This is a genomic window from Brachybacterium fresconis (assembly GCF_017876515.1).
GTDB classification, from domain to species: Bacteria; Actinomycetota; Actinomycetes; order Actinomycetales; family Dermabacteraceae; genus Brachybacterium; species Brachybacterium fresconis.
Window position 1 is genome coordinate 1,452,057 of record NZ_JAGIOC010000001.1, and the last position, 20,755, is coordinate 1,472,811.

The 20,755-nt window shown below is 70.9% G+C and carries 18 protein-coding genes; 13 read left to right on the forward strand and 5 right to left on the reverse strand.

What is annotated here, in order from left to right; translation table 11 throughout:
- The first annotated feature begins 202 nt into the window (after window positions 1–202).
- The 4 genes from betT (at window position 203) to JOF44_RS21245 (ending at window position 6,340) form a co-directional block, all read left to right on the forward strand.
- Complete coding sequence (gene betT / locus JOF44_RS06595; RefSeq protein ID WP_209888845.1) at window positions 203–2,512, forward strand: choline BCCT transporter BetT; 2,310 nt, start codon at window positions 203–205, stop codon at window positions 2,510–2,512.
- A complete protein-coding gene (locus JOF44_RS06600) occupies window positions 2,505–3,989 on the forward strand; it encodes an aldehyde dehydrogenase family protein (RefSeq protein ID WP_209888848.1) in 1,485 nt (494 codons plus the stop codon). The genes betT and JOF44_RS06600 overlap by 8 nt, the downstream gene beginning before the upstream one ends.
- 128 nt (window positions 3,990–4,117) lie before the next feature.
- Window positions 4,118–5,713, forward strand: a complete 1,596-nt coding sequence (locus tag JOF44_RS06605) for a GMC family oxidoreductase (protein WP_209888851.1) — start codon at window positions 4,118–4,120, stop codon at window positions 5,711–5,713.
- 255 nt (window positions 5,714–5,968) lie between these two features.
- A complete protein-coding gene (locus tag JOF44_RS21245) occupies window positions 5,969–6,340 on the forward strand; it encodes a DUF6463 family protein (protein WP_377785234.1) in 372 nt (123 codons plus the stop codon).
- 48 nt (window positions 6,341–6,388) lie between these two features.
- Here the strand turns inward: JOF44_RS21245 and JOF44_RS06610 are convergent, their stop codons facing one another.
- The 3 genes from JOF44_RS06610 to JOF44_RS06620 form a co-directional block, all read right to left on the reverse strand.
- Window positions 6,389–7,303: an NADP-dependent oxidoreductase gene (locus JOF44_RS06610; RefSeq protein WP_342591690.1), complete on the reverse strand. Its 915-nt coding sequence runs from the start codon at window positions 7,301–7,303 to the stop codon at window positions 6,389–6,391.
- 309 nt (window positions 7,304–7,612) lie between these two features.
- Window positions 7,613–9,196: a choline-sulfatase gene (betC, locus tag JOF44_RS06615; RefSeq protein ID WP_209888858.1), complete on the reverse strand. Its 1,584-nt coding sequence runs from the start codon at window positions 9,194–9,196 to the stop codon at window positions 7,613–7,615.
- A 128-nt stretch (window positions 9,197–9,324) separates the two neighbouring features.
- Complete coding sequence (locus tag JOF44_RS06620; protein WP_209888861.1) at window positions 9,325–11,316, reverse strand: BCCT family transporter; 1,992 nt, start codon at window positions 11,314–11,316, stop codon at window positions 9,325–9,327.
- A gap of 313 nt (window positions 11,317–11,629) precedes the next feature.
- Here JOF44_RS06620 and JOF44_RS06625 point away from each other — a divergent pair, with 313 nt between their 5' ends.
- From JOF44_RS06625 to JOF44_RS06640, 4 genes are all read left to right on the forward strand, one after another.
- A complete protein-coding gene (locus tag JOF44_RS06625) occupies window positions 11,630–12,124 on the forward strand; it encodes a flavin reductase family protein (protein ID WP_209888864.1) in 495 nt (164 codons plus the stop codon).
- Window positions 12,125–12,292: 168 nt separating this feature from the next.
- Window positions 12,293–13,195: an SDR family oxidoreductase gene (locus tag JOF44_RS06630; RefSeq protein ID WP_209888867.1), complete on the forward strand. Its 903-nt coding sequence runs from the start codon at window positions 12,293–12,295 to the stop codon at window positions 13,193–13,195.
- Window positions 13,192–14,085 (forward strand): phosphotransferase, encoded by an 894-nt coding sequence (locus JOF44_RS06635; protein WP_209888870.1) that lies wholly within the window; start codon window positions 13,192–13,194, stop codon window positions 14,083–14,085. The genes JOF44_RS06630 and JOF44_RS06635 overlap by 4 nt, the downstream gene beginning before the upstream one ends.
- 231 nt (window positions 14,086–14,316) lie before the next feature.
- Entirely contained in the window at window positions 14,317–14,688 is a 372-nt protein-coding gene (locus tag JOF44_RS06640; protein ID WP_209888873.1) for a hypothetical protein, read from the forward strand.
- Between the two features lie 67 nt (window positions 14,689–14,755).
- On the opposite strand, the gene JOF44_RS06645 is transcribed toward JOF44_RS06640, so the two are convergent.
- Window positions 14,756–16,222, reverse strand: a complete 1,467-nt coding sequence (locus JOF44_RS06645; protein WP_209888876.1) for an MDR family MFS transporter — start codon at window positions 16,220–16,222, stop codon at window positions 14,756–14,758.
- A gap of 214 nt (window positions 16,223–16,436) precedes the next feature.
- On the opposite strand from JOF44_RS06645, the gene JOF44_RS06650 reads away from it, so the two are divergent.
- Together JOF44_RS06650 and arfB are read left to right on the forward strand one after the other, a co-directional pair.
- Window positions 16,437–17,066 carry a TetR/AcrR family transcriptional regulator gene (locus tag JOF44_RS06650; protein WP_209888879.1) on the forward strand — a complete coding sequence of 210 codons (630 nt, stop codon included), beginning with the start codon at window positions 16,437–16,439 and terminating at the stop codon, window positions 17,064–17,066.
- Window positions 17,067–17,134: 68 nt separating this feature from the next.
- Window positions 17,135–17,575 carry an alternative ribosome rescue aminoacyl-tRNA hydrolase ArfB gene (gene arfB / locus JOF44_RS06655; protein WP_209888882.1) on the forward strand — a complete coding sequence of 147 codons (441 nt, stop codon included), beginning with the start codon at window positions 17,135–17,137 and terminating at the stop codon, window positions 17,573–17,575.
- 40 nt (window positions 17,576–17,615) lie between these two features.
- On the opposite strand, the gene JOF44_RS06660 is transcribed toward arfB, so the two are convergent.
- Window positions 17,616–17,966 (reverse strand): DUF488 domain-containing protein, encoded by a 351-nt coding sequence (locus JOF44_RS06660; RefSeq protein WP_209888885.1) that lies wholly within the window; start codon window positions 17,964–17,966, stop codon window positions 17,616–17,618.
- A 103-nt stretch (window positions 17,967–18,069) separates the two neighbouring features.
- Here JOF44_RS06660 and JOF44_RS06665 point away from each other — a divergent pair, with 103 nt between their 5' ends.
- The 3 genes from JOF44_RS06665 (at window position 18,070) to JOF44_RS06675 (ending at window position 20,509) form a co-directional block, all read left to right on the forward strand.
- The gene (locus JOF44_RS06665) at window positions 18,070–18,813 is read left to right on the forward strand and encodes a helix-turn-helix domain-containing protein (protein ID WP_342591691.1); all 744 of its coding nucleotides are present in this window, start codon (window positions 18,070–18,072) and stop codon (window positions 18,811–18,813) included.
- A 183-nt stretch (window positions 18,814–18,996) separates the two neighbouring features.
- Window positions 18,997–19,794, forward strand: a complete 798-nt coding sequence (locus JOF44_RS06670) for a VOC family protein (RefSeq protein ID WP_209888891.1) — start codon at window positions 18,997–18,999, stop codon at window positions 19,792–19,794.
- A gap of 64 nt (window positions 19,795–19,858) precedes the next feature.
- Window positions 19,859–20,509 carry an alpha/beta fold hydrolase gene (locus JOF44_RS06675; RefSeq protein WP_209888894.1) on the forward strand — a complete coding sequence of 217 codons (651 nt, stop codon included), beginning with the start codon at window positions 19,859–19,861 and terminating at the stop codon, window positions 20,507–20,509.
- Window positions 20,510–20,755: the final 246 nt, after the last annotated feature.

Below are 20,755 nucleotides of genomic sequence, written 5' to 3' on the forward strand. Positions count from 1 at the left end.
TGGCGCACGGCACAGGTACGCTCCTCCTGACGAGTGCATCACCATCCCCCAGCACATAGTGGACCTTCGAGCCAAGTAACTCTAGGGTCGCCTGTGGCCTGCGGCTCCGTCGTGTGCGCAGCTGCGGGTATCGTGCCCCGGTCGGGCCCGATCGCCCTGCGATCGGGTGCGGCCCGTCCGCCCCTCGATCGAAAGGACCCCGATGGCCGAGGCCTCCCAGATCCCTCGCCCTGCGAAGACCCCCGATTCCGGGAGAGACCCCGGGGGCGGCGATCCGGCCTCGCAGAGCACCGGCACCCCCACCGCGTCCCCGGTGAACTGGCCGGTCTTCGTGGGCACCGCCGCGCTCATCGTCGCCTTCGTGCTGTTCGCGGCGATCTGGCCCGGCACCGCGGACACCGTCATCTTCGGCGCCATGGATTGGATCGCCACGAACTTCGGGTGGTACTACGTCCTGACCGCCACCATCGTGGTGGTGTTCGTGCTGATCGTCGCCTTCTCGAAGGTCGGCCAGACCAGATTGGGTCCGGACCATTCGGTGCCGAAGTACAACATGTTCACGTGGGCGGCGATGCTGTTCGCCGCCGGCATCGGCGTGGACCTGATGTTCTTCGGGATCTCCGGCCCCGCCACGAACGTCCTCACTCCCCCCGAGGCCCCGCCCGGCTCCGACGAGGCCGCTCGGATGGCGCCCCTGTGGACGATCTTCCAGTACGGCATCCCCGGCTGGGCGATGTACGCCCTGATGGGCATGGCCTTCGGCCTGTTCGCCTACCGGTACCACCTGCCGCTGTCCATCCGCTCGGCCCTGGCCCCGATCTTCGGCAAGCGGATCCACGGCGCGGTCGGCCACGTCGCCGAGATCGGCGCGACGATCGGCACCATCTTCGGCATCTCGGTCTCCCTGGGCATCGGCGTGGTGTTCCTGAACTTCGGGCTCTCCGCACTGTTCGGCGTCCCGAACTCGATCGCCGTGCAGATCGCGCTGATGGCCCTGGCCGTGTTCATCACGATCCTCTCCACCGTCTCCGGCGTCGACAAGGGCATCCGTCGGCTCTCCGAGCTCAACGTGCTCCTCGCCGTGACCCTCATGCTGTGGGTGCTGTTCTCCGGGAACACCCATCATCTGCTCAATGCCCTGGTCCAGAACATCGGCGACTTCTTCTCGCGCTTCCCGTCGATGATGATGAACACCTTCGCCTACACCGATGGCGCCGCGGAGGTGGGCTACTCCGCAGACCAGTGGATGGCCGACTGGACGCTGTTCTTCTGGGCCTGGTGGATCGCCTGGGCTCCCTTCGTGAGCCTGTTCCTGGCCCGCATCTCCCGCGGCCGCACCCTGCGCCAGTTCGTGGTCGGCGTGCTGCTGATCCCCTTCGCGTTCATCCTGCTGTGGGTCTCGATCTTCGGGAACGCGGCGATGAGCTTCTTCGGCGACGAGAACTTCCTGGACCTCGCCGTGAACCAGCCCGAGTCCGGGTTCTTCAACCTGCTCGAGCAGTACCCCGGAGCGCTCTTCACCGTCTCCCTGGCCCTGCTGACCGGGCTGTTCTTCTACGTCACCTCCGCCGACTCCGGCTCGCTGGTGATGTCGAACATGACCTCGAAGCCCTCGAAGACCGACTCCGACGGTGCGCCGTGGCTGCGCATCGTGTGGGCGGTGATCACGGGTGCGCTGACGCTGGTGACGCTGTTCATCGACGGCGTCTACACACTGCAGGCGGCGACGGTGATGGTCGGTCTGCCGCTGTCCGTGCTGGTCTACCTGGTGATGTTCAGCCTGTGGAAGGTGCTGCGCACCGAGAAGGCGGGCATGGAGTCCCGGCAGGCGACGCTGCCCGCGCTGCTGACCAGCCGGGTGCGCGAGAGCGGCGAGCGCGGCTCCTGGCGCCAGCGGCTGCACAAGCGCATGTCCTACGCCGACGAGGAGCGGGCGCGGACCTTCGTGGAGACCGTCGCCGCCCCGGCGATCGAGGAGGTCGCCGGGGAGCTCACCACGATGGGGGCCGACGTCTCCTGCCATCGCGGCGTGCACCCGGACAGCTCGGTCCCCTTCGTCGACCTGCTCGTCGCCTTCCAGGGCGCCGAGGACTTCAAGTACCAGGCCTACCCCGTGGCCTATTCGGTGCCGAGCTTCGCCGCGAATCTCTCCACCGTGCGGGACGTCTACTACCGCATCGAGATCTTCTCCCTGCTCGGCTCCCGCGGCCGCGACATCATGGGCTACACGAAGGATCAGGTCATCACCGATGTCCTGGACGCCTACGACGCCCACATCATGTACCTGACGATGAGTCAGGAGATCGGCACCGCGACCGGGACCGTCCCGGTGACGGCGCCCGAGACCTGGATCGACACCGACCAGGTCCTCGATCAGCGGACCGGCCACGCGGCCGCCTCCCCGGCCGAGGCGGAGCCCGCCACCGGGACCACCACGACGACCGGCACCGCACAGGCCACCGAGACCACCGAGACCACCGAGACCACCGAGACGAAGGAGCGTCATGACTGACCAGATCGCGACCCTGTACATCGACGGGGCGTGGGTGCCCGCCACCACGGGCGAGACCCGCACCGTCACCTGCCCGGCCGATCAGCGCGAGGTCGGCGTCGTCTCCGAGGCGAGCGCCGAGGACGTCGAGCGCGCGATCCTCGCGGCCCGTCGGGCCTTCGAGGAGCGGATCTGGGCCGACAAGCCCGCCGCCGAGCGCGGAGACCTCCTGCTGCAGGTCGCCGACCAGCTCCAGGAGCGCAAGGACGAGTTCGCCCGTGCCGAGGCGCTCGACACCGGCAAGCGCCTGGTCGAGGCCGAGGGCGACATGGACGACATCACCGCCTGCTTCCGCTACTTCGGCAAGATCGCCGACCAGAACCCGGGCCGTCTGGTCGACGCCGGCGACGACAGCGTCATCTCCCGCGTGGTCCAGGAGCCGATCGGCGTGTGCGGCATGATCACGCCCTGGAACTTCCCGCTGCTGCAGGCGGCGTGGAAGATCGCCCCGGCGCTGGCTGCGGGCAACTCCTTCGTCATCAAGCCCGCCGAGCTCACCCCGCACACCACGATCCTGATCGTGGACGTGCTGGACTCGCTGGGCCTGCCGGCGGGGGTGGCGAACCTGGTGCTCGGTGACGGCGGGACGGTGGGCGCTCCCCTGTCCTCCCATCCGGAGATCGATCTGATCTCCTTCACCGGCGGTCTGGTCACCGGGCGGAAGATCGCCTCCTCCGCAGCGCAGGGCATCAAGAAGGTCGCCCTCGAGCTGGGCGGGAAGAACCCCAACGTGGTCTTCGCCGACGCCGACTACGAGGCCGCGATCGACAATGCGATGAACGCCGGCTTCATGGATTCCGGTCTGCTCTGCTCCGCGGGCACCCGCCTCGTCGTCCAGGACACCATCGCCGAGCAGTTCGTGGACGACCTGGTCGCCCGGGCCGAGGGCATCGTCATGGGCGGACCTTTCGATGAGCAGGCGGAGACGGGTCCGCTGATCTCGCAGCAGCACCGTGACAAGGTCACCGACTACGTCGAGCGCGGGGTGGAGGCCGGGGCGCGGCTGCGCACCGGTGGTCACTGGGGCGGGCCCGAGCACGAGCAGGGCTTCTTCTACGCCCCGACGGTGCTGGATCGGTGCACGGCCGAGAACCCGGCCGTGATCGAGGAGGGCTTCGGCCCCGTGATCACCGTAGAGACCTTCTCCACCGAGGCCGAGGCGATCGCGATCGCCAACGACACCGAGTACGGCCTGGCCGGAGGCGTGTGGACCTCGGACTCCGGGACCGCCAACCGGGTCTCGCGCCGACTGCGCCACGGCACCATCTGGATCAACGACTTCCACCCCTACCTGCCGCAGGCGGAGTGGGGCGGCTTCAAGATGTCCGGCGTCGGCCGCGAGCTGGGCCCGTCCGGGCTCGGGGAGTACACCGAGTCCAAGCACATCTACGAGAACACCGAGCCGGCCGTCACGGGCTGGTTCCCCCGCAAGAGCTGATCGACCTGCCGCGCCGTGACCGCGGCACCGGATCAGCGGCCCCACCCGGGCCGAGCGACCGCGCGGCGGGTCCCGTCGGCCCGCCGCGCCCCGAGCGAGAATCCCTCCATCGACAGGAAGCAGGAGACATGTCCTCGAAGGACCTCACGTCCGAGAATCCCATCGCCGAGTTCGACTACGTCATCGTCGGCGGCGGCTCCGCCGGTGCCGCGCTGGCCTCGCGCCTGAGCGAGGATCCGAGCATCGATGTCGCCCTGCTCGAGGCCGGGCCCTCCGATCTCGAGCACCAGGAGGTGCTGCAGCTCAAGCGCTGGCCCGAGCTGCTGGAGTCCGGGCTGGACTGGGACTACCCGATCGAGCCCCAGGAGAACGGCAACTCCTTCATGCGCCATGCCCGCGCGAAGGTGCTGGGCGGCTGCTCCTCCCACAACTCGTGCATCGCCTTCCACCCGCCCGCGGAGGACATGGACCTGTGGGAGAAGCTGGGCGCCGAGGGCTGGAACGCCGAGACGATCATCCCGCTGATCGCGCGGCTGGAGTCGAACATGTCCCGGTCCGGCGAGGGCCACGGCACCGACGGTCCCGTGCACCTGATGGACGCTCCGGCGGAGGACCCGGTGGGCGTCGCCCTGCTGGATGCCTGTGAGCAGGCGGGCATCCCCCGGGCCACGTTCAACGACTTCGAGACCGTCGTCAACGGCGCGAACTGGTTCCAGGTCAACCGCCAGGCCGACGGCACCCGCGCCTCGTCGTCCGTCTCCTACCTGCACCCGAACCTGGAGCGGGAGAACCTCCACGTCCTGACGGGTCTGCAGGTGATGCAGGTGCTGTTCGACGAGAACGAGCGGGCCACGGGCGTGGAGTACATCGACAACGCCTTCGACCGCTCCTCGATCATGCATGCCCGGCGCGAGGTCATCCTCTCCGCCGGAGCGATCGACACGCCGAAGCTGCTGATGCTCTCCGGGATCGGCCCGGCCGACCACCTCGCCGAGGTGGGTATCGACGTCCGGGTCGACTCCCCCGGCGTCGGCTCGAACCTGCAGGACCACCCGGAGGCCGTGATCTCCTGGGAGTCCTCGCAGCCGATGACCCGCGATTCCACCCAGTGGTGGGAGATCGGGATCTTCACGAACCTCCAGGAGGGTCTGGACCTGCCGGACCTGATGATGCATTACGGCTCGGTGCCCTTCGACATGCACACCCGTCGTCAGGGCTACCCCACCTCCCCGGAGTCCTTCGCGCTGACCCCGAACGTCACCCATGCCCGCTCGCGCGGCACGGTGCGGCTGCGCACGATCGACTACCGCGACAAGCCGCGGGTCGATCCGCGCTACTTCACCGACGAGGACGGCCATGACATGGCCGTCGCCGTCGCGGGGATCCGCAAGGCCCGCGAGATCGTCTCGCAGGCGGGGATGGACGCCTACCGCGGCCGGGAGCTGTTCCCCGGCGAGGACGTGCAGTCCGACGAGGAGATCGCCGACTACGTCTCCAAGACCCACAACACCGTCTACCACCCCGCCGGCTCCTGCCGGATGGGCGCGGTCGACGACGACATGTCTCCGCTGGACCCGCAGCTGCGGGTCAAGGGCGTGACGGGTCTGCGCGTGGTCGACGGCTCGGTGATGCCGCAGCTGGTCGCCGTGAACCCCAACATCACCACGATGCTGATCGGAGAGCGCGCGGCGGATCTGATCCGCGGCGCGCAGCACGAGGACTGATCGATCCCCTCCGGGCCGACGCTCGACGAAGGGCGCGATCCCGCACCCGTGGTGCGGGGTCGCGCCCTTCTCGTGCCAGGTCTCGTGCCAGGACCGCCGAGGTCTTGTCGGCGACGGCGACTGCCTGCTGACTCCCCCCCCCCATGGGAACACAGTCGTACCGCCACGCACGCGTCGAGCCGTCCGGATCCTCACCCCCGGCAGGTCGCTCGTGCCGCGCCCGTCGGCTTCTGTCCGCCGCGGGGGTGGCTCACCGTGGGCTTCGGCACCGTGCACACCCTCGCGGCCCCGTTGCTCCCCGGCAGGCCCCGCGTCTGGGCACAGACCCTGTCACGCGGTCCATGGCGCACGATCTCCCTCGAGCCGACGGACGACGCTCGTCGTCACGCCGAAGCGTTCTGGGTCGGACCGGGAAGCTTCGGCCCGCCCGCCGCACTCCTCGGAGCCCTCTTCCTGACAGGGGCCCGAGACGGCGCACGAGTCCCAGCGCCGGTGGCCTGGGGGACTCTGGCCTGGTCCGTGGCACTCACGGCCCTGCTGCCGAAGTCTCCGGCCTGGGCGTCGCTGCCCATCGGGCCGATGCTGCTGCTGTCACGGCGGGGACATGATCGCGGACCACGGGGCTGACACGGCGCCGAGGAGACCGCCGACCTCGGCCCGGCGGGCCGCTCGCTCTCAGCGCGTCGCGTCGATCAGCAGCTTCCCGCCGGCCTCGCCCCGCCTGCTGACCTCGAGGGCCTCGGCAGCATCGGCGAGCGCGAAGCGGCGATCGATCGGGACCGCCAGGGTGCCGGCGGCGACCTTCTCCAGCAGGGTCCGCAGGCGCGGGGCGTCCGGGCGCACCCACACCCAGCGGCCCCCGACCTCCTCGACCGAGGGATCGGCGATCGAGACGTGCCGACCTCCCTCGGTGAGCAGCGCGAGGGTGTCCTCCCGGACTCCGCCCACGAAGTCTGCGACGGCGCTCACGCCGTCGGGCGCGATCTCACGCACCCGGTCGACGAGGCCTTCGCCGTAGGTCACCGGCGTGACGCCGATGGCCTGCAGCTTCTCGTGATGGCGGGCCGAGGCGGTGCCGATCACGCGCGCGCCGATCTCCCGGGCCAGCTGCGCGGCGAGGTATCCGACGCCGCCGGAGGCCGCGTGGATCAGCAGGGTGTCCTGCGCGCTCAGCCGCAGGGTCTCGAGGCTGCGCAGCGCGGTGAGGCCGGTCAGCGGGAGCCCTGCGGCGACGTCGGCGTCCACGCCGTCCGGGATCGTCGTGACCAGGTCGGCAGGCAGCGCCACGTACTCGGCGTAGGTGCCGCCGTGGATGAGGTGGGTGCGCCCGTAGGAGGCGACGCGGTCCCCCGGGGCGAACTCCGGGGTGTCGGGGCCGACGGCCTCGACGACTCCGGCGACGTCCCAGCCGGGGATGACGGGGAATACGGTCTCGATGAGCCCGTCCAGGCCGCCGGCCATCACCTTCCAGTCCACCGGGTTCACGGAGGCGCGCTCCACCCGGATCATGACGGTGCCGGGGCTGGCCTTCGGCAGCGGGGCGTCGGTGAGCTCGAGGGTGCTGGGGTCGCCGTACTCGGTGTAGGTCATCGCTCGCATACCCGGCACAACTCGGTCGGCTCACCGGGAATTCCTCGGCCGTCGACCGTCCGGTCGCACAGCCCTCACCATCTTTCGTCGCTCAGCGTGACCTCACGGGCTCCTGGGCCGTGAGGTCGCGCTGAGCGACGCATGTCTGCCGGCCCCGGGCGCCCCGGTGCCGGACCGCCCGCCCCGGCGCCGTGTGTGACCCCGGGGCGGGAATCAGTCCTGCGGGATCCGGATCAGGCCGCGCCGTCGGCCCCACCCTGCGGGATCCGGATCAGGCCGCGCCGTCGGCCCCACCCTGCGGGATCCGGATCAGGCCGCGCCCTCGGCCCCACCCTGCGGGATCCGGATCTGGCCGTGCTGCAGGGCACCCCAGAAGTCGCCGCGGACGTAGCGCTGCTCGGGGTCCGGCTCGTGGTCCCAGTGCCGGACGGTGCCGCGCTGGAGGGCCTCGGCCACCAGGCGGCGGCGCGCCTGGCTGGTGAGGATCTCCGCTTCCAGGCCGCGGAGGTCGTACTGCGCCTCGAGCTGGGCCCGCATGCTCGCCGTGACCTCGGCGTGCTCCGGGGCGTCGGCGACGCTGCGCAGCTCGCTCGGGTCGGCGACCAGGTCGAACAGCTGATCCGGATCGCCGGGGCAGACCACGAGCTTGTACTGGCCGCGCACCAGGGTGAGCTGCGGGCGCAGCGTGCCCTCGGCGAGGTACTCGATGGTCACGTCACGATCCTCCGGCCCGGAGCGGCCGCTGCGCTCCCGACGGGCGGATTCCAGCAGGGACAGGCCACGCCGAGCAGGGGCGATCTCCTCCTCGGGCGACCCGGTGGAGGCCACCTCCGGGTCCGTCCCGGCGAGCTCGAGCAGGGTGGGCATGAGGTCCAGCAGCGAGACCGGGTTCTCGTAGCGGCCCTGCGGCACCAGGTGCTCGGGGCCGCGGATGATCATCGGCACCCGCGAGGACTCCTCGTAGGGCGACATCTTGAACCACAGGCCCTTCTCCCCGAGCATGTCGCCGTGGTCGCTGGTGACGATGATGACGGTGTCCTCGGCCAGTCCGAGGGTCTCCAGACGCTCGCGGATCCTGCCGATCTGGTCGTCGATGTAGCTCACCGCCGCGTAGTAGGAGCGCCGGGCCCGGCGCACCTCCTCGTCGGTGGTCTCGCGCTGATCGAAGCCGCTCATGGCCCGCAGCCGGTGGCTGTGCGGGTCCTGTGCCGGGTCGGGGACCTCGGGGTGCGCGGGGTCGGGGATGTGGACGTCCTCGAACCGGTCCCAGTGCTCCTGCGGCGGCTCGTAGGGGTCGTGCGGGTGGATGAAGCTGGTGACCATGAGGAAGGGGATCCGCTCCCCCGCCGCCTGGTTCGCCCGCACCCGGTCGTTGAGGTGGCGCAGCGTGCGGAAGGACACCTCGTCGTCGAAGTCCTGCTGGACCGTCGCCTGGGAGGCTCCGGCGGTGTAGACCGCGTCGGCGTCGTGGTACCACTGCAGGCGATCGTCGAGCTCCCGCCGCCAGTCCGGGACCATGTCCATGTCCGCGGGGTAGACGTCGGTGGTCAGCCGCTGCTCGAAGCCGTGGTGCTGGTCGGGGCCGATGAAGTGCATCCGGCCGACGAGCGCCGTGTGGTAGCCGGCGGCCCGCAGGTGGTGGGCGAAGGTCGGTGTCGAGGCGGCGAAGTCGTCCCCGTTGTCGTAGCAGCCGATGTCCGAGGGCATGCGCCCGGTCATCATCGACGCCCGGGACGGGGCGCACAGCGGGGTGTTGCAGTAGGCCCGGTCGTAGACGGCGGCGTCGGCCGCCAGGGCGTCGATGTGCGGGGTGCGGGCGGCCGGGTCGCCATAGGCGCCGAGCGCCTGGGCGGCCATCTGATCGGCCTGGATGACGACGATGTTCGGTCTCATGAGCGGGTGTGCCCCTTTCGTGGTCGGTGTGGTCTCGCGGGCGTGGCCGAGGCGCGGGCAGGCCGCGCGCCGCCGGGGCCGGGGAGCGGGGACGCGGCACGGAGGCTGCCCCGTTCCCCGGCCTCCTGTCAGTTCTTCGTCGGTGCCTCGGGATCGCCCTCGGGCGAGGAGGACCCGTTCACCGCGTCCGGGTCGACGGTCTCGACCTCCCCGGTCTCCGGGTTCCAGCCGTCGGCCCACTGCCCGGTCGCGAAGTCGAATCCGACCGGATCGCCCTCTTCATCGGTGCGCTGGTACCACTCGGTGTAGTCCTCGTGGGTGGAGTCGACCTCCGCGCCGGCGCCCTCGCCGGGCTCCGTGCGGATCACCTGCAGGCTGAAGTCGTCGTCGTAGCGGTCCACGCCGTCGACCACGGCATTGCTGACCGCGACCTCGGCGTACTGCTGGCGCAGGGCGAGCGGGTCGGTGCGCAGCTCGCGGACCCAGGCGACGATGATCAGCAGCATCACGAAGGCGAAGGGCACGGCGGTGATGATCACCAGCGACTGCAGACCTTCGAGCGCGGTCTCGTCGCCCAGCAGCAGCATCACCAGGGCGATGCCGCCCATCACCAGGCCCCAGAAGACCACCACCAGCTTCGGCGGGTCCTGGCCGCCGCGGGTGGTGAAGATGCCCATGACCACCGAGGCGGAATCCGCCGCGGTGATGAAGAAGATCGCGAGGATCGCCATGATCAGCACGGGGAACACGCCCGCGAGCGGCAGGTTCTCCACCATCGAGAACAGCACCTGGGCCGGTTGGACCGTGTCCATCTCGCCGAGCTTCCCGTCGCGGTACATCGAGATCGCGGTGCCTCCCATCACCCCGTAGGCGACGAACAGCAGCGCGGAGGGGATGAGGATGACGCCGAGGATGAACTGGCGGATCGTGCGACCGCGGGAGATGCGGGCGATGAACACGCCCACGAAGGGCGACCAGGAGATCCACCAGGCCCAGTAGTAGACGGTCCAGGCCGACTGGAAGTCCAGCGTCTCCTGGCCCCAGGAGGCCGAGCGCGCCATCATCTCGAACAGGGATCCGACGTACTCCATGACGGCCGAGGGCAGCATGTTCAGCAGGAACAGCGTGGGCCCCAGGATGAACAGCAGCGCGGCGAAGCCGATCGTGAGCACGATGTTGGTGTTGGAGAGGTAGCGGATGCCGCGGGAGACGCCCGAGACGGCCGAGATCACGAAGCCGATGGAGAGCACCGCGATGATCAGGACCATCACCGTGTTGGTCAGCTCCGAGGCGCCGGAGACGATGACGACGCCCTCGCCGATCTGCAGCACCGCGATGCCGAGGGCGGCGGCGGTGCCGAACAGGGTCGCGATGATCGCGAAGATGTCCACCAGCTGTCCGGCCCACCCGTCGGTGAGCCGCTTGCCGAACAGCCGCTCGAAGATCGAGGACATCAGCAGGGTGCGCCCGCGCCGGTACGCGGCATAGGCGACGGCGCCGCCGACCAGGGCGTACATCGCCCAGGCGTGGAAGCCCCAGTGGTAGTAGGTCTGGGCGAGCGCCTGGTGCAGGGCCTCGACGGTCTCCGGATCGTTGGTCAGCGGCGGTGGGGTGATGAAGTAGGTCAGCGGCTCCGAGGGGCCCCAGAACATCACGCCGATGCCGAGGCCGGCGGCGAACAGCATCGCGACCCAGGAGAAGGTGGAGAACTCCGGCTTCTCCCCGTCCTTGCCCAGGGGGATCTTCCCGTACCGGGACAGGGCCAGGATCAGCATGGCGACCAGCACGACGCTCGCGACCGCGTTGAACAGCCAGCCGAGATGGGTCATGGTCCAGGCGTACGCGGCGTCGGCGACCTCGCCGACGCTCGCCGGGTTCACGATGCCCCAGATCACGAACGCGACGGTCAGGACTCCGGCCACCCCGAGGATGATCTTGTCGACGCCGTAGCGGCGCCGCTGCTCGTCGATGGCGATCCCCGGCACCAGGGCCGGGTGGATGTCATGGGGGTATTTCGGCCGCGAGTAGTCGATGCTCGCCAGCGGGTTGCCGGAGGGTCGATCGGGGCGCTGCGCCCGATCTCGGTCCCGTCTCCGGGTGGCGTGCTCGTCCTCGTTCATCGCGGCTCGACTCCGTTCATATAGGGATCAGGGCAGGTCACAGGCAAGCTGCGGCGCCGGGACCACGGTGCCCGAGTCGGGTCGTGGCCCCGTCGAGCGGGTGCAACCAGCAACCCACTGTATCGAGGACCAGAAGTCTGGCCACCGCGGGAGCGCCCCTGGCAGCTCTCGAGTGCGGCATGACTCCCCGGGAGGCGCTCCCGGGACGCACGTCGTGGGGTCCGCTCCGCAGGGCCCCGGATCCGGCGTCCGCGGGGATCCCACATGCGGGAGCTGCGAGCACACGCGGCCCAGGAGGCCTATGGTGCGAAGAATGCTGTCTGTCACCACGCTGCGCGAGGCGTTCTCCCATTTCCCGCAGGGTGTGGTCCTCGTCGCGGCGGAGATCGACGGGGTTCCGCACGGACTGGTGGCCTCGACCTTCACCGTCGGCGTCTCCCTGGACCCGCCGTTGGTCTCGCTGGCCGTCCAGCATTCCTCGCAGACGTGGCCGCTGCTGGCCGCGCGTCCCGTGCTGGGGGTCTCTCTGCTGGGTCGCGATCAGTCCGGCGTCGCCCGTCAGCTGGCCTCGACGAGCCGGGAGAACCGATTCTCCGGGGTGCCTCGCGAGGTCGACGAGAACGGCGCGCTGACCCTGCAGGACGCCCCGGCGACGATGAGCACGCAGATCTACGGCACCACGGAGGCCGGGGACCACGATCTGGTGCTGCTGGAGGTGCTCTCGATCGACAGCATTCCCGGCGCACAGGCGATGGTGTTCCACCGCAGCGCGTTCAAGGAGCTCTCCGCGAGAGATCTGCCGGCCTGATCCCGTCCCGCGGGGCCTCGCTGTCCCGGTCCCGCCGGGAGCAGGTTCGCCCCGCCTGATCCCACCCGACACCCCGGATCGTGACCTCCGCGCGCATCACGCGTAATCTCGAGGTCAGGTCTCGCGCGCACCGCGCCGGGAGCAGCGAGCAGAGAGGGGGGAGCAGTCATGTCCCTCCATGAAGGTCGCACCTATGTCGTCACCGGAGCGGACGGCGGGATCGGGGCCGCCGCCGCACGCACTCTCGCCGCCCGCGGGGCCCGCGTGATCCGCTGCGGGCGCGGTCCCGAGGTCGACGTGCGCGCGGACCTGGCGGACGATCCCGGGCGCGATGAGCTGGTCCAGGAGGTCGCACGCCGCGCTCGCGGCGGCGTCGACGGGCTGGTGCTGGTCGCGGGCCCGATCTCCGCTTCGGAGCGCACGGTGCACGAGGACTACTTCGGGACCCTCGCCGTGCTGGCCGGGCTGCGGGTGCTGCTGCGACGGAAGCGGTCCCCGCGCGTCGTGGTGGTCACCTCCGCGTCCTCGCTCACCGCCGGGGACGGTGACGTGATCAGCGCCTGCCTGCGCGGGAACGAGGAGCTGGCGGGAGCGGCTGCAGAGGTGGCGGTCGCGAGCGGCCGCGGCGGAGAGCTGTCCCGGTCCGCGGCGATCGCTCTGAACCGGTGGGTGCGCCAGTCGGCGACCGCCGAGGAATGGGCGGGCACCGGGGTGGTCGTCAACGTCGTCGCGCCGGGGCTGGTGGAGACCGACGCCGCCCGCGAGGTGATGCTCGCCGATCAGGATCAGCTGAACGTGCTGCGCACGGCGCTGCCCCAGCCGCTCGGCCTGCCGGGGCCGATCCAGGCGGTGGCCGATGCGATCGCCTGGATGGTCAGCGAGGAGAACTCGTTCATGGCCGGACAGATCGTGTTCGTCGACGGCGGGGCCGATGCGGCGCTGCGCAAGGACCATCCCTATGCCGAGGGTGCCCATTACGGGCCTCTCGCGATGGGCCGGATGATGTACTGGTCGCTGCGCGCGAAGGCCCGGCCCTGGCTGGAGCTGCGCAAGGGTCGGCTGGGCGGGTGACCGCCCTCGAGAAATCGGCGACGCAGCTGGCGGCCGGCCTCGGTCTCGAGCTGGCCTCCCCGCTGCCCGCCCGCAGCAACCAGGCGTGGCGGGCACGGAGCAGGGGCGAGGAGCTCGTCCTGCGCTGTCATCGCGATCTGCTGGAGATCGGTGCGGAGCAGCTGGGCCGCGGGCTCTCCTGGCAGGCGGAGGTGCGTGAACTCGCCACCGCGGCCGGATGGCCGACGCCGCGGCCCCGCGGGGCCCCGTTCCGAGATGCCGGCCGCTGGTGGACCCTCGAGGAGTTCCTGCCGGGAGATTCCCGTCGCACGAGCGCAGCGGAGCGCGCGCGGCTCCTGGCCGCCTGGCACGCCACGGCGTTCTCGCGGGAACTCCTGGGACCGCGCCCGGGCGCGGTGGACCATCTCGCGATCCTCACGGCCACGGACGCTGCGGAGGTGCTGGGCCGGTGCGACCCGCCGGATCGCCGCTGGCTGCTGCGCCGTCTCGAGCAGGCCACGGCGATGGCGGAGGGCATCGACTGGTCGGCGTCGCGGACCGTCGTGGTGCACGGCGATCTCACGGACCCGAATCTGCTATGGCGCGGCGAGCATCTGACGGGACTGCTCGACCTCGAGCTCACCACCGTCGATCGCCGCGTCACCGATCTGGTGCTGACGTGGCGCTGCCGGCACGACGGCCTCGTGATGGCCCTGGATCGGATCGATCCGCTCACCCCCGACGAGTGGCGGATGCTGCTGGTGGACTGGTGGGCGCAGCTGCTCACGCTCGCCGCCTTCCATCTCCGCCGAGGTCGCTCGCCCGAGCGCTGGGAGCTCGACGGTCTGCGGCGGGAGTCCCCGCTCTCCCTTCTCCTGGAGCGCGGGGAGCTGCCCGACCACGCGGGGTGATCGGCTCCCAGGACCTCCGATAACTGGTGCTGTCGCAGCGATTCTGGTCGTGTGTCAGGGGTGTGCGGCACTCTCGGAGCACGCACCGCCCCTCCCTGCACGACCGGCCGCGCACGACCCGCCTCATCGGCGACGTACGGCAGCGGCTCCCCATTCCTCGGCGGTGCCTCCTCTCTGCGCGACGGTCCGTCGGCGCCCGCGGAGGACCATGCATTCCCGAGAGGACACCTCATGCGCTTCACCCGTGCCTTGGCCGACGTCTTCGGCGACCAGCTCGAGCAGGACCGGATCCGGCAGGCGCTGGTCGCCGCGCGACCCGCTCTCGCCGGGCAGGTGCACGCCGACGAGGAGCGGCCGCTGTTGCAGATCCTGCGGCCCCGGGGCGCCGCCGTGCTGGTCGCCAAGACCTCGGAGGGACCGACCGGGGCCCAGTGGGTGGTCGGCGTCCCCGGCACACCGGAGCCGACCCTCCACGAGGCGACCAGCAGCGAGGAGATCGTCCGCCTCGTGCTCGATGCGGTGGACGGAGTCACGGCGGAGGAGGAGGAGACGGATCCGGCGGGCGCGGCGGACGACTCCCGCGCCGAACCCTCTGACGGCTGACGGGCACCCAGCCGCCAGGATCCCGCGGACGACCCGAGCGCTGCTCCCGACGAACGGGTCGCCCCGCTCAGCGCTCGATGACCTCCAGCGGGGGCCGGCGGACGAAGAACGCCAGGACGACGGCCACCAGTGCCAGGGCCAGACCCACCCCGAAGGCCCGCTGCGTGCCGTGCGCCGTGGCGATCGCGGCGTCGCCCGCCGGGGAGGCGTGCATGCCGATCGTCAGAGCGGTGACCAGGCCCGCTGTGCCGAAGGCACCGCCGAGCTGCTGCATCGTGTTGACCACAGCGCTGCCGTGGCCGTAGAGGCGGCGCGGCACGGAGCCGAGCGAGGACGTCATCAGGGTGGTCATGAGGATGCCCATGCCGACCGAGAACACGGCGAAGGAGCCGACGATCCAGGCCACCGAGGTCTCGAGGTCGACGAGGATGAGCATCGCCATCCCGGCCGCGAGCAGGAGAGTTCCGGGCACCAGCAGCGGAGTCGGCCCGACCCGGTCGTAGAGACGACCGATGATGGGGGCGACGGCGGCCTGGAGCAGACCACCCGGCAGGGTCACGAACCCGACTGCGATCACCAGCAGTCCGAGCGATCCCTGCAGGAAGATCGGCAGAGTCACGACAGCACCGAGCATCGTGGCCATGCCGAGGAAGAGGATGACGACGCTGAGGGAGAAGTCCCGGTAGCGGAACACGGACAGATCCAGCAGCGCCGACCCGTCGCGGGCCTGCAGGACGAGCTGGCGGCGCACGAAGGCGACCAGTCCGACCAGGCCGATCACGGCCGCGACCACCGGGGTGATCCAGGCGCCGCTGATGATCTCCGCGGCGTGGGCGAAGGCGAAGACGATTCCGCCGAAGGCCGCCACGGACAGCAGGACGGACGCGATGTCCAGCGGCGCCCGGCGGGTCTCGCTCGCATCCCGCAGCACGAATGCGCCGACGAGGAACAGCACCGCCGCGATCGGCAGCATGAGACCGAAGACCCAGCGCCAGCTGAGAGACTCGATGACGATGCCCGAGAGCGTCGGGCCGATCGCCGGGGCGACCGAGATGACGATCGAGTTGACCCCCATCACCGCTCCGCGCTTCTCGGGTGCGACCAGGGTCATCGTCGTGTTCATCAGCAGCGGCATGAGGATCGCGGCGCACAGCGCCTGGATCACGCGGCCCACCAGGATCACGAGGAAGGTGGGGGCGAAGGCGGCCAGCGCCGTACCGACCAGGAACAGCGACATCGAGGCGATGAACAGCTGCCGGGTCCGGAATCGCTGCAGGAGGAACCCAGTGGTCGGGATGACCACGGCCATGGTGAGCAGGAAGGCGGTGGTGAGCCACTGCGCGGTGGCGGCCTCGATGGAGAAATCGGCCATCAAACTGGGCAGCGCGACGGACAGAACCGTCTCGTTCAGAAGCATCACCAGCGCGGCGATCACGAGGACGGCAAGCGTCGAGGTGACGGCCCTCCCCTCGGGGCGCTGGAACGAGGAGCGGGTCCCGGGCGCGGCGCTGCCTGGGGAGAGGGTCTGAGACATGGAGGGGGGAGATCCTGATTCATGAGGCGGGCTCGAGGAGCGAACCCGCCGATTCTGGCATTGAGTGCCATCTTTTCGTCAGCATGAAACTGGCAGTGAGTGCCCTTTTTCACGCGCAAGCCGCCCCGGTGACTCCGTCAGCCCCGTGGGACGGCGCCCGCCGCCGACGCTGCGCCACCCCGCGGGCAACCGCTCCGCGTGTGAGGATGGGCCGATGACCACCGAGGAGGCGGGCGTCGGCCGGCGCGAGCAGAATCGCCGGCGCACCGAGAGAGCCCTCCACGAGGCCGCGCTCGCCTGCGCCGAGCGCGACGGCTATCGGGGCGCGACGGTGGCCCGGATCGCCGAGGCCGCCGGGGTCGCGCCGCGCACTTTCTTCCGGTACTTCGCGACCAAGGACGAGGTGATGGTGCCGGGCCAGCAGCGCGTGCGCCGCCTGGTCGAGGAGGCCGAGCTGCCCGAGGGCGACCTCGCCCCGGCGGTCCGGGCGATCGCTGATCTCTGCGAACGAGCGCTCGGCGCGGCAGAGCTGATCCCCGAGCTGGAGGAGCTCCCCCGCTTGGAGCGCCTCGTGGCCGGGTCCCCGGAGCTCCAGGCGGCCATGACCCACCACGACGCACAGATCGCCGAGGCGGTGACCACGCGCCTGATCGCGCTGCTGCCGCAGGCGAATCCGCTCGACGTACATCTGGCCGGCGAGGTCGTGATGGCCATGTGGCGCACCTCCTGGGATCGCTGGCGCGCCGAGGCTCTCGAGGTCGGGCCGACGGCGCTGCCGCTGGAGAACTTCCGCGCCTGCCGTGCTCGCCTCGCCCCCGTCCTCGACGCGCTCACCGGTCGCTGAGTTCACCAACGTCGAAAGGCCCGCCGCGCGGGGCCCAGCGCTCTACGCCGGTGCGGCACACTCGAGGGATGGATGATCTGCTGGTGACGTCGGGACCTGGGGCACCCCATGGGCTCCGCATCCCGGCGAGCGAGCTCACCGAGCAGTTCTCCCACTCCTCCGGCCCTGGTGGTCAGGGCGTGAACACCGCCGATTCGAAGGTACAGCTGGGCCTGGACCTGGCCGCCACCTCCGCGCTGGACGAGGATCAGCGGGCCCGGGTCCTCGGCCACCTCGGCCCGCGCCTGGCCGGCACCGTGCTGAGCGTCAGCGCCGAGGAGCATCGCTCCCAGCGCCGCAACCGGGTCGCCGCCCGCGAGCGCCTCGCGGCGCTGCTGCGCGAAGCCGTCGCCCCACCGCGGCCGCGTCGGCCGACGAAGCCCACCCGCGGCTCGCAGCGGCGACGGCTGGAGAGCAAGCGGCAGCGCGCGCGGACCAAGCAGAACCGTCGGCGACCGGGCATCGAGTGAGCCGCCCGTGCCGCGCCCTGGCCGCGCGGCGGGGTGCCGGCTAGTCGCTCAGCAGGTCCCGCAGCACGGCGACCTGGCTGTGCTCGATGTCCTTCGTGGCCGTCAGCAGGGTCAGCCGCTTCCCCGTGGGCGCGTCCCGGAGGCGCTGGAGCGCCTCGCGACCCTGGTCGGTCTCCAGCTCCTTCCGGTACCGGCGGGAGAACTCCTCGAACTTCTCCGGGTCGTGGCCGAACCACTTCCGCAGCTCCGTGGAGGGGGCGACGTCCTTGTTCCAGTCATCGAGCCGGGCGTCCTCCTTGCTCACCCCGCGCGGCCACACCCGGTCCACCAGCACCCGGGTGCCGTCGTTGTGCCCCACCTCGTCGTACATGCGCTTGACCGTGATGTTCATGATCCACGTATACACCGCTGAGACCCGGAGGGCCGACCGGTCGGACCGACCGGTCCCGTCGCCCCACGGGGCGGACGCCGCGCCGACGGCTACACTCTGGATCGTGACAGTGCTCACACCGTCCGCGACCGAGGGCGTGCTCGCCCCGGCGATCGAGCTCGCCCGGCAGCGACCGGCCGAGCTCAGCGTCACGGACCTCGCGGACCACGTCGGCTACAGCCCCTTCCATTTCTCCCGTCTCTTCGCACAGCAGGTCGGTATCGGCCCGGGCCAGTACCTCACCGCCCTGCGGATCGAGACGGCCAAGCATCTGCTGCTGGCCGATACCGACGCGGTGATCGACGTGGCCACCGCCGTCGGCTTCGACTCCCTCTCGAGCTTCGCCCGCCGCTTCCGGGCCACGGTCGGGGTGCCGCCCGGGCAGCTGCGTCGGCTCGCCGAGCACATCAGCGACCGGCCGCCCAGGCCGTTCTCGCTGCTGAGCGCCGGGGAGGGCGTGGTCCGGGCAGCCCTCGAGCTGCCCGCGGACTTCAGCCCGCGCGGTGATGCCTCCATCTGGGTGGGCTGGTACCCGCATCCCGCACCGATCGGGCTGCCCCGCTCCGGCGTGCTGGTCTCGGGGGTCGACGCCGTGGAGCTGCCGCTGTGCCCCGGAGCCCCGTTCCTGCTCGGATTCGCCGTGCCGGTGCATGCCGATCCCCTGGACCAGCTGGCGCCGTCGGCCCCCGTCGTCGCCGTCCATCCCTCGCCCCTCACGCGCTCCGCGCAGGTGACCCTGGCCTTCGCGGCCGCGACCGCCCCGCGGCCGCCGCTGCTGACCGCACTGCCCAGCCTGTGCACGCGGTGACCGCAGGGCGCCGGATCCCGCGGCGAGGGACGGGGCCGCGCAGGGGGACACGACGAGGAGCGACGAGGAGCAGGACTGCGCGGACACGGGGCTGCGCAGGATCGGACAAGGATGCCGAGCCCCGCGCCCATAGCGTGATCCCACGACCTCGGGCCCCGGGCCCGCCCCACCGAAGGAGCAGCCATGACCCGCAGCACCGGCACCAGCACCTGGATCGACGCCAGCGTCACCGACCTCGACAGCGCGAAGGCCTTCTACTCCAGCCTGTTCGGCTGGGAATTCGAGGACATGGGCGAGGGGTTCCACCACTACCACCTGATCCGCAACGACGGAACGCTCGTCGGCGGCCTGATGGACGTCAGCGGGATGACGTGCCCGGACGGTGAACCCCTGACCGCTGAATGGGGCGTGCACCTCGCGGTCGACGATGTCGACGCCCGGGCCGCGACCGCCACCGAGCACGGGGCGACGCTGCTGATGCCGATCGACGACATCGGCTCCTTCGGCCGCACGGGCACGATCCTGGATCCCACCGGGGCCCTGGTCGGCATGTGGCAGGCCCGCGACCTCGAGGGCTACGAGTTCACGGGCGACCCCGGCTCCCCCGTCTGGTTCGAGCTCATGACCCACGAGTTCGACGCGGCCTCTGCCTTCTACACCGCTGTCTTCGACGCGAACCTGGTCCCCATGGGCGAGCCCATGGAGGATGACTCCTTCCGCTACTCCACCAACGGCCCGGCCGAGAGCGCCAGCTGGGGGCTGTGCGATGCGAGTGGTGTGATGCCGAAGGAGGACACCGGCTGGCGGGTCTACTTCGGGGTCGAGGCCTCCGAGGCGGCGCTGGCCAAGGTCGCGGAGCTGGGCGGGACGGTGCTGGACGGTCCGACCGATTCGCCCTTCGGACGGATCGCCACCATCGCCGACCCGTCGGGGGCCACCTTCCAGATCAGCGCGATGAGCGAGGCGGTGACGGAGGGGTGAACCGGGCGGATCGCCTCGCCCGCCCCCGCGGCGCCGAGCGCTGACCCGCCACGCTCGCATCACCATGACACGCACCACGATCCTGTTCCTGCACTCGGCGGGCCCACAGTCAGCGACCGAGGGCAGCGGCCCGCTGCTGGCACGGCTTCGGGCCGAGCTGCCCGATGTGCCGATCTCGGCACCTGCTCTCCCGACGCCGGATGATCCCGATCCGGAGGCGTGGGAGGAGGCCGTCCGGGCGGAGATCGCCGGACAGGAGGGACCGGTCGTCGTCGGCCACTCCCTCGGCGGATCCGTGGCGCTGAGGGTGCTCGCATCGGGTGGTCCCGCCTGGCCCGAGGCGGTGCGCGGCGTCGTCACGATCGCCGCGCCCTGCTGGGACGAGCACGATCCGGATTGGCCCGTCGCCGGATTCGGCCTGCCACCGGATGTCGTCGATGCCCCCGCATCTGACGACGTCCTGCTGCTGCACGGCACCGCCGATGAGCTCGTCCCGCCCGACCACGCCGACCGGCTCAGATCCCGCCTGCCCTCGGCGCAGGTCCGGCGGATCGAGGGCATGGACCACGCAGCGGCTGCGCACGCCGACCGGATCGCCGAGGTGCTGCGGCCGCTGCTGGGCGCGTCCGACGAGGCTTTCCCGCCAGATGCCGACGCCACCGGCCCGGGGAGATCGGGGTGGACGCGTTCGGGATCGACCTCTCCCCGACGATGATCGCCATCGCCCGACGGGATCACCCCGCTGCGCGGTTCGAGGTCGGCACGATGACGGGCCTGCTGCGGGAGGCCGGATTCACGATCGACTCCGAGGTTCTCCTGCGACCGGACGACGAGGTGCCCGGAGCCCTCGTCCTGGCGCGGAAAGCGCCGCTGAACAGAGCGCGACACGGGACGTTATGGGCCGACGGACCACCACGACGGTTTCGTCGGTCCATATGGTCCACAGTTCTGATGCGGCACC

Excerpts from the sequence above, each read along its gene's own strand:
- JOF44_RS06605 (WP_209888851.1), top strand. The coding sequence starts at position 4,118 with ATGTCCTCGAAGGACCTCACGTCCGAGAATCCCATCGCCGAGTTCGAC.
- JOF44_RS06675 (WP_209888894.1), top strand. The coding sequence starts at position 19,859 with ATGACACGCACCACGATCCTGTTCCTGCACTCGGCGGGCCCACAGTCA.
- JOF44_RS06660 (WP_209888885.1), bottom strand. The coding sequence starts at position 17,966 with ATGAACATCACGGTCAAGCGCATGTACGACGAGGTGGGGCACAACGAC.
- JOF44_RS06670 (WP_209888891.1), top strand. The coding sequence starts at position 18,997 with ATGACCCGCAGCACCGGCACCAGCACCTGGATCGACGCCAGCGTCACC.
- JOF44_RS06625 (WP_209888864.1), top strand. The coding sequence starts at position 11,630 with ATGCTGTCTGTCACCACGCTGCGCGAGGCGTTCTCCCATTTCCCGCAG.
- JOF44_RS06645 (WP_209888876.1), bottom strand. The coding sequence starts at position 16,222 with ATGTCTCAGACCCTCTCCCCAGGCAGCGCCGCGCCCGGGACCCGCTCC.
- JOF44_RS06610 (WP_342591690.1), bottom strand. The coding sequence starts at position 7,303 with ATGACCTACACCGAGTACGGCGACCCCAGCACCCTCGAGCTCACCGAC.
- JOF44_RS06600 (WP_209888848.1), top strand. The coding sequence starts at position 2,505 with ATGACTGACCAGATCGCGACCCTGTACATCGACGGGGCGTGGGTGCCC.
- betT (WP_209888845.1), top strand. The coding sequence starts at position 203 with ATGGCCGAGGCCTCCCAGATCCCTCGCCCTGCGAAGACCCCCGATTCC.
- betC (WP_209888858.1), bottom strand. The coding sequence starts at position 9,196 with ATGAGACCGAACATCGTCGTCATCCAGGCCGATCAGATGGCCGCCCAG.
- JOF44_RS06630 (WP_209888867.1), top strand. The coding sequence starts at position 12,293 with ATGTCCCTCCATGAAGGTCGCACCTATGTCGTCACCGGAGCGGACGGC.
- arfB (WP_209888882.1), top strand. The coding sequence starts at position 17,135 with ATGGATGATCTGCTGGTGACGTCGGGACCTGGGGCACCCCATGGGCTC.
- JOF44_RS06650 (WP_209888879.1), top strand. The coding sequence starts at position 16,437 with ATGACCACCGAGGAGGCGGGCGTCGGCCGGCGCGAGCAGAATCGCCGG.
- JOF44_RS06620 (WP_209888861.1), bottom strand. The coding sequence starts at position 11,316 with ATGAACGAGGACGAGCACGCCACCCGGAGACGGGACCGAGATCGGGCG.
- JOF44_RS06640 (WP_209888873.1), top strand. The coding sequence starts at position 14,317 with ATGCGCTTCACCCGTGCCTTGGCCGACGTCTTCGGCGACCAGCTCGAG.